The organism is Microcoleus sp. Pol10D4 (assembly GCF_036701555.1).
Lineage (GTDB): Bacteria > Cyanobacteriota > Cyanobacteriia > Cyanobacteriales > Microcoleaceae > Microcoleus.
The window spans coordinates 25,967-39,476 of record NZ_JAUBRA010000065.1; the positions used below are offsets into that span (position 1 = coordinate 25,967).

Genomic DNA, 13,510 nt, shown 5'->3' on the forward strand with positions numbered 1-13,510 from the left:
AGGGGTAAAACAATATGGCTGATGTAGCTTTTCAAATAAAGCTTCCTAGTGATAATGATGGATTTATTACGCTTCAATGTCCTTTTTGTGATGATAGATTTAAACTGACAGTAGAAGACTTTCAAAGGGAAGATATCATCGAAATATTTTGTCCATACTGCGGACTGCGAGACCAACACAATCAGTTTTTAAGAGATGAGGTTATCGAACAAGCCCAAATTATTGCTAGCAACTATGCAAAGTCGTTACTCAATCAGTGGGTGAAAGATTTAGAGAAAAGCACCAAAAGAAATAAGTTTGTGAATTTCAAAGCTGGTAAACTACCAAAACTCGAAGCAGAAAAGATATTATTTGAACAAGAAGAACTAGAGATAACTACACTTGTTTGCTGTCAAGTAACTGTTAAAAGCCGACCTCTAAATAAGGTAATTGGTGTTTACTGTCCTTGTTGTGGAGTGAGATGAAATGGAGATAGATATTAAAATCAGCAAGAACGAACTCAAGAAAATATCGTTTGACTTTAGAATGTATGCTAACCGCCTTATGCATACGACACCAGATGCTGGAATGCAAAACCTTAAAAGATTTGTGAACTTTATCGATCGAAACTTAATCATTAGTGATTTTCTGAGAAATAACCATACAAAATCAGATATCCAACCTATATGTTTTGATTCATTAAAAACAGAATATAAAGTTCCTGATGAATCGCCTGATGATGAGATAAGTTTTACCCATCAACTTCTTCAGTATGGATTGGAAAAATTTTATGACAACAACCACGATGGGTACTGGCATTTAGCTTGGCTTGTAGAAGGTGACTATTCCAGCAGCAAAAAACAAGATGTAGTAAATAAATTTAACCACAGTATAGTTAAGCCATTTATTTATTATATTGAAAATTACCTAACCGACTTGCAGATTAATTTGGGAGACGGTGAAGATGCCAAGTTAATTTTTCATGTTTACGGCAATAATTATGGAGATAATTTAGGAGCAATCATGAATGAAATGAATATCGATCAAAGCAAATCTTCAATAGGCGTTGGAGTCAATCATGGAGAAATCAATACAGAGAAGTTAGCTGGAACTATCAACGAAGCCGAGAAACAAAATCTAGTCGAGGCAGCCGCAGAGATTCGCCAACTCCTGGAGCAACTGTCTCAAACCAACCCTCCCCGTACCACAGCAGAAAAGATGGCAGTAGCAGCAAAAGCTATCGAGCGTATAGAGAGCGATCCAACTTGGAAACAGCGAGCGATCGACGCTGCCAATGAAAGGGGTCTGGTCGTTTTTGAAAAAGCCATTGATAACCCAGTAGGTGTTTTTATTGTCAGGGCTATTCAAGATTGGCAGGAATCTGAAGTCCGGCAAGAACATCACTAAGCACTAGCTCCTCTGGGTTTTGCCTCAAAGCGATCGCCTATCGTAAAGGTAACAAGTGGACGCCAAATCTTTCTGCTAGTGCAGTTACGGCATTAGCAACCAGTGAAATATCTTTAACTACATTCCACAGCGCGCTCGAAAAAGCTTTGATCCTCGATGGCTTTGGGGCTGAAGATTGAATCTCAGTTGCCAAGTCATCCAAATGTTCCAATGCTTCACGACGTACTTCTTGGTTATCTAGAGCTTCGATTTGCTGGCGCAGCAACTCTATCAGTTGCAGGCTATCGTTTTGAGCTTCATTGATGGTTCCTGCTATCTTCTCAGCTTGGACTCCTCCTTTATTAACACCAATCCCTATCGACGAGCCTTTTTGGTCGATATAATCGCCTTCAGAGAAATTAGCTCCACGCTGATCGTATTTAGAATCTGACATATTTTCCTCAGTAATTACACAACCATCGCCATTGTAACTTATATTATCACCTCTGTGGCTAAAGATAGTATTGTTAAAAACCATATTTAAAGTGCTATCTGGGATTGGCTTGTCACCAATTTCTACATCGCCTGCCTTTGGATTTTCTGCTTCTATCTGTAAAGTAAAATCTAGAATTTTACTTTTTACAACATCCAATATACTTACTATAGTGCTAACATTTATAAGCCGCGCAGCACTTATGCAATGGTAACTCGATTCTAAGTTTTCTACAAATTGTCCTAGAATAAGAGCTATATTACCTGGTAAAGCGAGTTTTAAATTTGATTCATCAGTACGGATCAGGCTTTCCAAAGCACTGATATTTTGGCGGAGATAGATAGTATTTATTTGAGAAATATCTATTCCTGAGCCACTAGAATCTAGCAAATCTTTCGATATATTAAAAACATAGTTTTTATAAAGCCAAGCTCCATTGGTAAAATCCCCTTCAAATAAAATTACTGTGATAATTCTATATTCAGGTAAAGAAATATGAGATGGATATCCATTTAGCTCGCTATCCAACCAGATTTTTAATGGCTGGTATTCCAATCTTGCTGCTAAAATTTTACACTGACGTAAAATATTTGATACTTTCAAAGCTGGATTGCAGGTATTTTCCTGAATTTCTCGAAGTAAACTCACTTTTAATTAATAATTAAATAAACAAAAACGGTGTCTAGTAAATTCTAATTTCTCCAGAAGCAGTTTGTTTCTGGTTAACCGAACTCATTTGTTGCGGTTTGCTGCACTACTGTACTAAAGACTGGGAAGCGAAGATCGCAAATTTAGAATTAGCAGCCCTTTTCCTTCTTCCTTAAGTGACAGCAGCAGAGCCAATTTCCCCGGCTCAATTCCCATCGCCCAGCAGCCAATAAAACTAACGACCGCCTAGTCCCAGCAGCTCTCACACCGAGTCATCCACCCACCCGCACTCCAAACAATCCCAATGCACCGGCTGTGTTTCGTACTTGGGATAAGTCATTTCACATTGGGGACACCGACCAGTGAACAGCGGGTGGGTATCCAAAAGCTCTAGCTGCTGTTCTAAAGTCCACCGCTGCGGAGGTTGCAGGATGAGTTCGCCGTTGTAGTAGCTCGCGCCTTCGGGTTCCCACAATTCCTCTGATGCGGTGTTAGGCTCTTCTCGGAAGTCGGGGCAATTATCGGTGTTGGGGCCTGTGGGATGGACGGCACAGACTAAGTGAGGATTGCGGGCGTAAAGGAGGCAGCGGTCGCATTCGGGGATTTTGGGCATGGCGGGCGGGTTGGGGTTGGGGTTGGTTTTAGTTTGCCAAAAATTGGGGGTCGGTGGCGATCGCAAAACAGCGGGTCGTGCTAATCTGCTTATCAGAGAATCCATAAATAGTAGTGTTTATTGCCTAAATAATGAGGATATAGAGTCCCTCCGTTGGACATTTTGTTGGATTCGATGGGCGATGGAAGTAGCCCTTTAATATTTAGATATTTGACTAATAATCAATGGAAGAGTTTCTGGGGTGCTTAGGTAAAACAACTATGAGAAAAGGTGCAGTGATCGACTTAATCGGGAGCTACCGCTACTCGTTATGGAGGGAGTGGGATATTAATGCTCCAAGGGTCGTTTTTGTTATGCTTAATCCCAGTCGTGCGGATGCAACTACTGATGACCCCACCTTGCGTCGCTGCATCAGTTTTGCTCAGTCTTGGGGTTATGGTTCGCTTGAAGTGGTCAACTTATTTGCTTACCGATCTTCAAAACCCGCAGAACTAAAAAAGGTAACTGACCCCGTAGGATCAGAAAATGACCGCTATCTCGAAAAAGCTGTTAAATCAGCGGATAAAATTATTGTAGCTTGGGGTAATAATGGGATTTTTAATAACCGTTGCAAAGAGGTTCTAGATTGGCTAACTAGCTTTGAGGCACTCTACTGTTTGGGAATTACCCAGAGAGGTTGTCCACGCCATCCGCTGTATGTTAAAAGTAACACAAAGCCTGTCTTTTATCAATTTTAATTTTTCAAAAACTAATGGTTGACACTTTTTTACAGAAATGAAAAATAATCGCTAATTTTTCAAAGCTTTATTAAGTTAAATATTCAACTAAGTAGCAGCATGAATATTATTGATCACGGTATTGATATTGTTGAAATCAAACGAATTAAAGAAATAATAGATCGGTTCGGAAATCGTTTTGAAACGCGATGCTTCACAGAGACAGAATGTATGGCTGCTGGAACAGGTCTCAACCGTATCCAGTATTTTGCAGGTCGTTTTGCTGCCAAGGAAGCGGTACTCAAAGCTCTTGGTAAGGGGTGGAGCCAGGGAATTTCGTGGACGGATATTGAAATCGAACGGTTATCAACAGGTAAACCGTTCGTAATACTGCATAACAGATGTCAAGAAATAGCTGTAGAATTAGGCATATCCGCATGGTTTTTGAGCATAAGCCATACAACTTTATATGCGGTAGGAAGTGTAATTGCTGTGGGTTAAATCTTAGTTCAAACAGATTCTTTGATTGCCGAACCCATCAACTCAATATCTCAAAATCTTGATAGATTATAGAACGTTCATCAAGATTTGAAATAACCATTCCACCTCGATTTTTTTCTACCTGTCGCCAGACTTCGTAGCCGCTTAGAATAGCTTTTTCCCAATCCCCAAACGAACACTGAGAAACTTCTAAATGAGATGTCATATTTTTGATAGTTTTTAGGAGTTGATAATCAAGAGTGTCAACTCCTTCTAAAAATTGGTGATCCTTGGCATAGCTAAACACAAGAGCTGATAAACCTTCCTCTATGGCTATTGCACGGCCGCCATCTTCAACTTCGTCAATAGCGGGATTGCTTTTTCGTTTGCGCTTGACGTTATTACACTTAAGGTTGCTGCGAATGACTGGCGACCAACCTAAAACTGCGGCATATGAGAAATGGAAAATGTCGTGAAAGCGGTAGCCATCACTGGAGTAGGAGTTGTCAGTAAGATCGTCCCCAATTTTTTCTCCATTGATAAATGCTTTCATCTTGACTGAGCCATTTTCACTCACCTCCATAATCTCGACCTCAAACTGACGTGGTAAGCGCTCGTGTTCTGGAAAATCACTGTCAAATATGTACACACCTGTTACTGAATCTTTCCATCCCCAACGGGCGCGACACTTTTGAAGATTACCTTCCGCAATTTCTGCCAAATCAAGGTCAAACTTGCTAGACACATTTGCAATATACCAAAGTAGATCGCCCAATTCTTCTGCAACACGTTCTGGGAAAAGCTTATGGGCTTCGCCGTCACGAAGGTACTTTTTGTACTGAATGAGCAACTCACCTGCTTCACCAACCAAGCCGAGTAGAGGTACAGTTATTCCCTTTCCTGTCTTACTGGGAACTTGGTCGGTCTTCAGCGCTTGTTCTTGATATTCTCGAAAATCCATCATTCACTCCTTGTGATTCTATTTACACTTAAACTGAGTATGAGCTTTAGCTGTTCTGTATTCTTCAATAGCGGGGTTAATTCCCCACTTGGGAGGATACCAGTAATCGACTGGTTTTGTTTTACCCGAGTACCTCTGTTTTATGCGAGAGCGACCCGATATTCCAGCTATATCTGGATGTTTAATTCGCGCATATTTATCGACTTCGCAGAAGAGATTTTGGCAATCAATCAATTGCAGCTTTCTCCCCCAGATAGACTGAAAAGTGAGTCCTAGTCGCTCAAACTCAGAGTCTTGAATTTCTGCCATGAATTTGATAATTTCTGGCTCGTTCAGTCCGCCGAGGTCACTAAAGCATTTACGAATGCCATCTAGGGCTCCCGGTCCTGGAATGACAAATTCCATCTCGCTAAAATTAGTAATTTCGCTATAGTTAACATCAGTAATGAACTGATATGCTAAAAAATCGCCGATAGTTGGATATTCACGGATCAAATCAAATCCTTGGTGCATATTCTTGGCATCGACCAGCTTTTGGGGCAGTTCACTAGCCATCATTAGCTCGATTAGCTTGAGGTGATTGCGGTGTTTCGCAGTATGTCCGAAACTTGTTCCTCCAGATGGCATAATATATGCCGCAGAATAGATAGTTTGACCTGATTGAATGGCATCTGTGAGAACTTTGTCATATCGTTCAAAGGAATATTCTGCGTAAATAATCGAACCAAGTTTGTTCTCCAAAAGCTCCCACGTTTCCATCTTATTGAAGATTTTGAAAAGGATAATTCTAAAGAATACCTCGTTAGGTGATGACGGACGATTATTCTGGTAGATGACATTACGGATTAAATACTGGCTTACACGATCGGATGCACGGTAGGCATTAGTAAACTTATACGTCGAAAGGATTGAGTCGTCAGTCCAAGGTATCGGTGCATTTTCTAACTTTTTGAAAAATATTCTTTGGCGTTCAGCAGCGAATCGCCAATAAGTATTGAATACAACGGTAGGCTTGGCGGGCAAAATGTGTGAAATAATCTCTGGCGCTGGGCTTCGTTTATCGCTATATTCACCAAAGTCAAGACTTAGTTGTTTATTTTCTTCGAGGTTTTCAGTAAGATGTTTCTGACGTTTGGTTCCCATGCTATATTCGCTCCGCTGTCTGTTGGTCATTTGTTGGGTGCAGCGCATTTCGAGCTACATTTTTGAGCAGAGTGAGGCTGTGATGTGACTTGGTAATGGTGTCTAGCTTGGCTACACCGACGAAGCAATTCATACGTCCCAACGTCAATCCCATTTCGTGAGCCATGAAATCACCTAATCTACAAAGACCTAAGTAGTTGCCGTAGGCTTTCTCCCATATCTGCTGGGTAGCGTAGAAAGCATTAACTGTTAAGGTTTTGTCCTTGTGAGGGACAAAGCTCACGTGTTGGAGACAAGGAAAAGGAATTTGTGCACTGGAAACGTGGTCTCGTGCAGGATCGAATATCGATGCTTGAAACATACTTGTTCTAACACCTTGGCGTGACTTGTATTGAGAAATGATGTATTCAAGTTGATTGCCATTTTCGGGACCCGAACCAAATGCTATCAGCCTTTCAAAGTAAATACCGCGCTGATTTTTATGGCGTTCTAGAGCCTTATATCTGGGGAGAGCATTAAGATACATCTCAAATAATCTATTTCGGTCGTATTTAGACCGCTTCCATAGAGAGTTGGGAAAGATCGTGTTCGCAACTGTGTGAACTTTTTGCTTATTATTAGCAATAAGGCTATTGTCAAGTGCCTCTCGAATTCCTCGCTCTTCCTGTGCGATACCATTAGTCAAACCCGTTAAACTTACCAGTAGAGGCGAAATTTCTTTACCGGGATTATTGATAATGTGCAGAAACGCACGAGACCAAGCACGCGAAAGGTTTGTTTCTTCAATTAAAAGAGGATCGCTGTTATTCATCTTCAACCTCTTCAATGTGGCGATATTTACTTAGACCAATAAATTGATAACGGGAAATGCGAACAAATATTGCCCATTTGTTCGTAGGGCAATAGACGCGCACCAGACCCGGACGGGTGGCTCGAAATAAACACCCTAAAGGGTTATATTCTTGAAAAGTAATAGTGTCATTTGTCGCCTTTACTGTGCTTGGCAGTAGAAGTTGACTTCCAACTTCGGCATCTAGCGTACTCAGTGACCAGTGTGCATCAGCAACGATCAAAGGATCTGTTGATGAGCGCCCCAAAATATCTTTGCGGATAGCCTTTGGTGTAGATTTGAGAAGCAAGGCAGCTTGCGAGCGATCAATCATCTTTAGAGCATAAGTCATGTGATCGATCAAGGTTTTGTAACCAACGCCAAAACTAGAAGCAATTGTAAAAAATTGAACTGGCGTTGCCGAAGCGACATCCCATCCCCGCGAAACGAAGGCTTTCCGCACAGCTAAAATTGGCATGAGTAGGAAACCGGCGAAGGAGTCAACTAAAAATTCTTCTGGGTTGAAAGTCTTAGGTTGGTCTGAGTCTTCTATGAGTTCATCAACCGTCGAACCGTGTTCAAAAATGTGATGTCCAAGCTCGTGTGCACAGGTAAAATTGCGCCTAGGCAAAGGCCGTAATGCTGAAAGCAAGATAGCTGGCTCCTCATCTTTGAGATACATTCCTTCCATGCTGATGTCAACAAACCGGACTTTCACATTCAGATTGTCGCACAAGCCATAGATGCAAATCGGGCTATTAAGACCTAATCTTGCTTGATTCCGCACATCAATTGATTTAAGCATTGCTTTTTGAGCCAATACTTGCATCTGATTACTCACAGCTTGTCTCCCCCAGTTTGGATTGAGGCGGATAATGCTATTAACACAGTTTGTTTCCGCCAGTTCGCATTGAAGCAAGTATCCTTAAAAGCCGATCGAGGTCTTCTGGCTTAAGCTTTTGTAGTTCTCTGGCTGCAAGTTGAAGTTTGTTGTCATGGACATCAACTTTGTCCGCGCCCTCACCAAGTAGCCACGACACACTGACATCAAAAATTTCAGCAAACTTTGCTATCTCTTCAGCCGAAACACTTCTGTGACCGGCCTCTATTTCTGAAATTGATGGTCTGTGAAGACCCAGCATCTGTGCTGCTTGAGCTTGGGAGAGACCGGCCATCCTGCGAGCTTCACGAATGCGCTTCGCGATAATTGCTTTTTTTTCTATTGTTTCGGTCATGCTTGATCTTCCTTTTTGCTGACCATCTCGCAGACTACAGCCGCTGATTCACTAATAGTGAGTGCCCGTTTGCCATCGTTTGAGAGAAAAATGTTGTTGTTGTTAGGGATGTTTACGCCAAGTGCAGAGGCAAGTATGCAAATAGCGACGGGCCAGAGCATACTGTCAAATCCTTCAAGGTCTCTAAGCGGACAGATCGTTCCCGCAATATGGCTTGCGTCGTATCCGCTATCGCTCTGGATGCCTTGAAGTACCTCTATCAACTTCACCTCCACTTCGTTTGAGGTCATAGCTGGTACCTTCATCTTACTTGTGGTAAGATTATCTTACCACAAAAACTACAGACTATCAACAGTGGGAAACTAAACGGGGTTTTCATATTGTTGGAGAGTTTCGTTCTCTCATAATTTGCACCTAAGCTTTGTACAACAGTCTTTCGCCTTGGTAGTTGTGAGCTAAATCAGGCTGGCGTAGCGTTATCGTTTTACTTACAAGAGATTTCAACACCGTGCACATCGACTGCTGCGTGATGTAAAGCGATCGCGCCGTCTAGCTTTTCCAATCGAAATAAGTAACAAACTGTTTGAGATTGCCCGCTGCCATCCGGTCCTGGTAATCGTGTTCGTCTACTTCAACAACGAGGAAAGCCCAAACACACTTCCCAACACTTCTAGCTTAAAAACTTTTGTCAAAAACAATACTTAATAGACCTCTCCTAAAAAGATACTCAAGAACAGGTAGGATGCCTGTTCTACAATAATTATTGGAGAAGTCTAATGAGTGGCAACAATTGACCATTTTTTTAGGCGCATTAAAAAACTCTCCGCAGTTTCCTGAAGCTTTCTTAGAAATCGGAGGTGGCGTTCGTCTAGGTTGTTGTTTGACGATCTCACTATTCGAGATTTGGGGTACGGGTTGGTGTTGGTATTTAGTTCGGTTTTCCTCAAAACTGAGGTGTTGGGAGCGATCGCACTTTCGGTTAGTTAATCCCCTCTGGCAAGTACAAATCATCACCGGGTAATCTCCTATCGATAACGTCTTGTCGGTTGCCCAACATAACCGACTCAAAGGATTTACCAAACCGCAGATTGTACTCAGATTCAGTACGCTTGATGGTGAATGCCACGTCAGCCCGCCGTTCGATGGATTCTGCCATGCTAGCTTGCACTAAAGCTTGAGCTTTCACGTTGCCTTTGGTTGCTTCATTGAGCCAGTATGCCGTAGCTAATGCAATGGGAACGGGCTTGATTAATTGAGCGTTACCTTCCACTGGAATGCTTTGGGCTTGTGTAAAATTGTATCCGCCAAAAGGCAAAGCTAAAGCCGATTTCCCAGCGAGAAACTTAGTTAATGCGCTGCCCTTTTTGTCCACCGCACCCATAACCCCAATCGCATCGACTTTGTAGCCGCCGTCGGGTAGTTGATAAACATGAAGTGGAATTGCACCTAAAAGGATGGTGGCGGAAATAGCTTTAACTGTCATTTGTTACTTCAAATAAATTACAATTGCCAAAGATTAGCCTGTTTTTGACTAATAAATCAACGATATCTCTGAGCAAATAATTTAGTTTGCGGACTACCGAACCTAGCAAGTAGTGTTTGCTCTACATAGAGCAATCCACCGCAGAAAGCGATGACTTAGAACTTCGCGTTGGCTGTTTTAGGTCGCAGAACTTCGACATTCAGCTCTAGTTTTTCTCCCAGCCACAAAGAATGTAGAGTATGGTCTGCCACATCATCCCCTGTTTCGGGATGGACGAGAATATCTAACCCCTCGCGGTGGAGCATCAACCAGGGAACTACTTTGCCAAACTGCGGGGGTAAAAACGCAACTTGATACATCGCTTGGGGGTGGGGGCCTATGGGTTTATCATGCCAACGCCCTAGCTGCACCTCAAACTGAGCCAATCCTTCGCGTACACGCGCAGCAGCATCGCTGTTATCATTATCAAAGTAAATATGTGCGTGAAAACCAACAATTTCGATGGTGTCTGCTTTCATGATTTTCAGTGGGGTATTGTGGGGAGGTTCATTGCAGCCAAATCCAACAAAGAAGTATACCTTAGCTTATTAATTTTACCTGCGAGTAAACATTACTCTTTCACAATACCGCCTATATTTCAGCGTAAACCAATGACTCAAGAAAATAACTGGTTTGAGACAGCACGATTGGGAATGTTTGTTCACTGGAGTCACAGCAGCCAGTGCGGGTACGAATTATCTTGGCCGTTGGTGGGAGGCGTCTTTAGCTTGCCGTACTGCCAAGATGTCCCGGTAGCAGACTATCACCGCACCGCCCAAACTTTCAATCCGACTGAATACAACCCTCAAACTTGGGCTCATTTAGCAAAACGCTTGGGGATGCAGTATGTGATTTTGACGGCTAAACATCATGATGGATTTTCCTTATTTCATACCCAACAATCCGACTTTTCTATCGAGTATGCGCCGTACAAAAAAGATATTGTCCGAGAATTTGTGGAGGCGATGCGGGCTGAAGGTTTGCGAATTGGGTTGTATTTTTCCTTAATTGATTGGCATTACCCTGACTACCCGGCTTTCACAGAAGCCGATAAACCGTATCAGTTTGGGAAGTTTCGACAGCCGACGAGTTCTCAGTGGGAGCGCTACCTAGAATTTATGTTCGCTCAAGTCAAAGAATTGTTGAGCAACTACGGAAAGATTGACTTGCTTTGGTTTGATGGCGGTTGGGAGCGAAAGCCAGAACAATGGCAAGCTAGACAGCTACATGAAATGATTCGCTCGCTGCAACCGCATTTGTTAATCAACGATCGCCTCCCTGGATTTGGAGACTTCGATACCTGCGAGCAATTCATTCCCCCCCAACCGCCTCAACGCACTTGGGAAGCTTGCCTAACTCTGAATGAAAGCTGGGGTTACAACCCGAAGGACACCCAATTCAAGTCAGCTCGCCAACTTATTCATACCCTCTGTGAAGTTGCAGGTAAAGGCGGCAATTTGCTGTTGAATGTCAGTCCTATGGGTAATGGGCAAATTCAATCTGAACAATTGGATTTGTTGCAATCCGTAGAAGCATGGATGGCTATCTATGCCCAGAGTATCTCCAGAACACAGCCTGGACTGGAACCTTGGCAATTCTACGGCCCTTCTACTCGGCTGGGCAATCGCTTTTACTTGTTCTTGCTGATGAAGCCCTACGATTCAGTAACAGTACGAGGTGTACCCATTAAACGGATTCAAGCCGTTTCTCAAGTCGCTGGAGGGGAATCATTACAATACTCAACTCGCTGTGCCATTGTCGATTCTATGTTAAGTGCCGATCCTTTTGGGGAGTTAACGATTCAAGTGCCTGAAGAAGCTCTCAATCCCTATGCTACGGTGATTGCAGTTGATATTGCTCCAGCCAACGATACAATCCGCAAGATTTGACCAGTTTCGCGATCGCACTTCTTCACTTCCTACCCCAGTTGCAGATCGCATCCGACGAGGGCAGCCGACAACACTTTTGCTTCCATTCCGTACAAATCATTCAGCACCGCCTTGACGTTCGGAAACACAAAATACTCCGTTAGTTTCCCAATGCGATGATTAAAAGCTTTGTACCGGTGTTTGAAGTACAGCTCCACATTCCCCCGATGTTCCCACAATCCCAGCAAGTTGACAACCACATCCGAGTAATGCGCCCTCACATCCCGCTGCACCTCCGCGATGCGTTCCTCGATCGATCGAGTTGTCACCCCAATTTTATAGAAATTGTTGCCATCAGCTTTCACCTCTAAAAAGTAGAGCGAATTGACCAGAATCCGACGAAGCTGCGCTCGATAAATCTGTAAATCAGCCCGCCGTTCTTCCAAACAAGATAACCCCGCAGATAAAGCAATCTCTACAGAGCCTTCTAACTTCATTAACTCTGACAGCAGCAGGGGTTCCTGGACTTTGTTGAACAGCGCCAGGGGAAGAGCGCCGACGGGGATTTTACCGAGATGTGTGAATTGACAAGAGCCATCGCCTTCCGACTCCAGTAATCCCTTCAACTGCCATCGAAAGTTTACCAAGTCTCTGGGAATAGCGTAATCCTGTGCACCGTACTCTGGTTGAGTCGATGTGGGGTATTATCCCCAGCACCTCTCAGTTAGAACTGGACGTGCCCGTTTCCGTGCATCCAGCTCCCGATATTCTTAGGGAGTGACCCTTTTGCTCATGTGTGAGTAGTCATGACAGGATTCGTGGATTGCTAGAAGATTTTTAGGTTTCCAGTTATCATGATTCTCGTCGATGTGATGTAGATTTACTCGCTCGTCGCTCATAAATTTCATCCCACAATGACCGCATGAATGGTTTTGCTTTTTAAGGGCTTTAGAGGTCAAATCATCGTATAACTTACTATTGCGTTCGCTCCAATAAGTTAAATCTCCGTCATAGGGCGATTTATCCCCTTTGACGGAGATGTGTTTGTTTTCGGAGTAAGGAACCGTTGGAAATGCCTTCTTAACAAGCTTAACGCTTGATTCTCTGGTATTTTTGGATTCCTTGTTAAATACCGTGTATGTTCTGTGATTTAAGAACCAAAGTGAAAACCTTGCTCCTGACATATCACAGAACCTATGGTAATTTCTCCATCCTCTAACTATTGGTGCTAGCTTTTCGGCTTTTACCTTAGAACCATAATTCGAGCAATTAACGATGTTCTTTACCTTCAAACGGAACTTTTTAAAATTATCCACTGAGGGGTAGCTTTTAAATCTTCCGTCGCTTAACACTTTGAAGTGCCAGCCGAGAAAGTCGAATCCATCTGTCGTAGCGGTAATCTTGGTCTTCTTAGCACTTACCATCATTCCTCTTGCTGCTAAAAAATTATCAATTTCGGCAAGTATTTTGACTGCATCGTCTTGAGGTCTAAGCATTATCACCATATCATCCGCATAACGGATTGATGTTTCGACAATGTTTGACGCTGGGGTTTTGCCAGTTATTCTAAATCCATCCTTATGGTATCTGTGAATACTTTCAATCCCGTTAAGAGCGATGTTGGCTAATAGGGGACT

At 42.9% G+C, this 13,510-nt stretch carries 17 protein-coding genes; 5 read left to right on the forward strand and 12 right to left on the reverse strand.

The annotated features are described in order from the left end of the window. Positions 1-14 precede the first annotated feature (14 nt). Positions 15-464: a hypothetical protein gene (locus tag QUA36_RS24995; protein WP_333459449.1), complete on the forward strand. Its 450-nt coding sequence runs from the start codon at positions 15-17 to the stop codon at positions 462-464. 1 nt (position 465) lies between these two features. After that, the gene (locus tag QUA36_RS25000) at positions 466-1,386 is read left to right on the forward strand and encodes a hypothetical protein (protein ID WP_333459450.1); all 921 of its coding nucleotides are present in this window, start codon (positions 466-468) and stop codon (positions 1,384-1,386) included. 37 nt (positions 1,387-1,423) lie between these two features. Here QUA36_RS25000 and QUA36_RS25005 read toward each other — a convergent pair whose 3' ends face one another. Then, the gene (locus QUA36_RS25005) at positions 1,424-2,506 is read right to left on the reverse strand and encodes an AbiTii domain-containing protein (protein WP_333459451.1); all 1,083 of its coding nucleotides are present in this window, start codon (positions 2,504-2,506) and stop codon (positions 1,424-1,426) included. A 262-nt stretch (positions 2,507-2,768) separates the two neighbouring features. Then, positions 2,769-3,224 carry a hypothetical protein gene (locus QUA36_RS25010; protein ID WP_333459452.1) on the reverse strand — a complete coding sequence of 152 codons (456 nt, stop codon included), beginning with the start codon at positions 3,222-3,224 and terminating at the stop codon, positions 2,769-2,771. A 119-nt stretch (positions 3,225-3,343) separates the two neighbouring features. On the opposite strand from QUA36_RS25010, the gene QUA36_RS25015 reads away from it, so the two are divergent. Next, positions 3,344-3,856: a DUF1643 domain-containing protein gene (locus tag QUA36_RS25015; protein ID WP_333459453.1), complete on the forward strand. Its 513-nt coding sequence runs from the start codon at positions 3,344-3,346 to the stop codon at positions 3,854-3,856. Between the two features lie 99 nt (positions 3,857-3,955). Then, a complete protein-coding gene (gene acpS / locus QUA36_RS25020) occupies positions 3,956-4,336 on the forward strand; it encodes a holo-ACP synthase (protein WP_333459454.1) in 381 nt (126 codons plus the stop codon). A gap of 37 nt (positions 4,337-4,373) precedes the next feature. Here the strand turns inward: acpS and QUA36_RS25025 are convergent, their stop codons facing one another. From QUA36_RS25025 to QUA36_RS25060, 8 genes are all read right to left on the reverse strand, one after another. Then, on the reverse strand, positions 4,374-5,276 hold the full coding sequence (locus QUA36_RS25025) for a nucleoside triphosphate pyrophosphohydrolase family protein (protein WP_333459455.1): 903 nt from the start codon (positions 5,274-5,276) through the stop codon (positions 4,374-4,376). Between the two features lie 18 nt (positions 5,277-5,294). After that, the gene (locus QUA36_RS25030) at positions 5,295-6,419 is read right to left on the reverse strand and encodes a nucleotide kinase domain-containing protein (RefSeq protein ID WP_333459456.1); all 1,125 of its coding nucleotides are present in this window, start codon (positions 6,417-6,419) and stop codon (positions 5,295-5,297) included. Between the two features lies 1 nt (position 6,420). Next, positions 6,421-7,230 (reverse strand): thymidylate synthase, encoded by an 810-nt coding sequence (locus QUA36_RS25035; RefSeq protein WP_333459457.1) that lies wholly within the window; start codon positions 7,228-7,230, stop codon positions 6,421-6,423. Further along, positions 7,223-8,077 (reverse strand): ImmA/IrrE family metallo-endopeptidase, encoded by an 855-nt coding sequence (locus tag QUA36_RS25040; protein WP_333459458.1) that lies wholly within the window; start codon positions 8,075-8,077, stop codon positions 7,223-7,225. The genes QUA36_RS25035 and QUA36_RS25040 overlap by 8 nt, the downstream gene beginning before the upstream one ends. A gap of 52 nt (positions 8,078-8,129) precedes the next feature. Then, positions 8,130-8,483 carry a helix-turn-helix transcriptional regulator gene (locus QUA36_RS25045; RefSeq protein WP_333459459.1) on the reverse strand — a complete coding sequence of 118 codons (354 nt, stop codon included), beginning with the start codon at positions 8,481-8,483 and terminating at the stop codon, positions 8,130-8,132. Then, positions 8,480-8,773 (reverse strand): hypothetical protein, encoded by a 294-nt coding sequence (locus QUA36_RS25050; protein WP_333459460.1) that lies wholly within the window; start codon positions 8,771-8,773, stop codon positions 8,480-8,482. Before QUA36_RS25050 ends, QUA36_RS25045 begins: the two co-directional genes overlap by 4 nt. 689 nt (positions 8,774-9,462) lie before the next feature. Further along, positions 9,463-9,966: a hypothetical protein gene (locus QUA36_RS25055; protein ID WP_333459461.1), complete on the reverse strand. Its 504-nt coding sequence runs from the start codon at positions 9,964-9,966 to the stop codon at positions 9,463-9,465. A 155-nt stretch (positions 9,967-10,121) separates the two neighbouring features. Next, complete coding sequence (locus tag QUA36_RS25060; protein ID WP_333459462.1) at positions 10,122-10,484, reverse strand: DOPA 4,5-dioxygenase family protein; 363 nt, start codon at positions 10,482-10,484, stop codon at positions 10,122-10,124. A 132-nt stretch (positions 10,485-10,616) separates the two neighbouring features. Here QUA36_RS25060 and QUA36_RS25065 point away from each other — a divergent pair, with 132 nt between their 5' ends. After that, positions 10,617-11,894, forward strand: a complete 1,278-nt coding sequence (locus QUA36_RS25065) for an alpha-L-fucosidase (RefSeq protein ID WP_333459463.1) — start codon at positions 10,617-10,619, stop codon at positions 11,892-11,894. Between the two features lie 29 nt (positions 11,895-11,923). Here the strand turns inward: QUA36_RS25065 and QUA36_RS25070 are convergent, their stop codons facing one another. Together QUA36_RS25070 and QUA36_RS25075 are read right to left on the reverse strand one after the other, a co-directional pair. Further along, positions 11,924-12,520, reverse strand: coding sequence for a GIY-YIG nuclease family protein (locus tag QUA36_RS25070; RefSeq protein ID WP_333459464.1), 597 nt, complete (start codon positions 12,518-12,520; stop codon positions 11,924-11,926). 123 nt (positions 12,521-12,643) lie between these two features. Beyond that, positions 12,644-13,510: reverse transcriptase domain-containing protein (locus QUA36_RS25075; RefSeq protein WP_333459465.1), on the reverse strand; the 867-nt coding region annotated here is incomplete at its 5' end.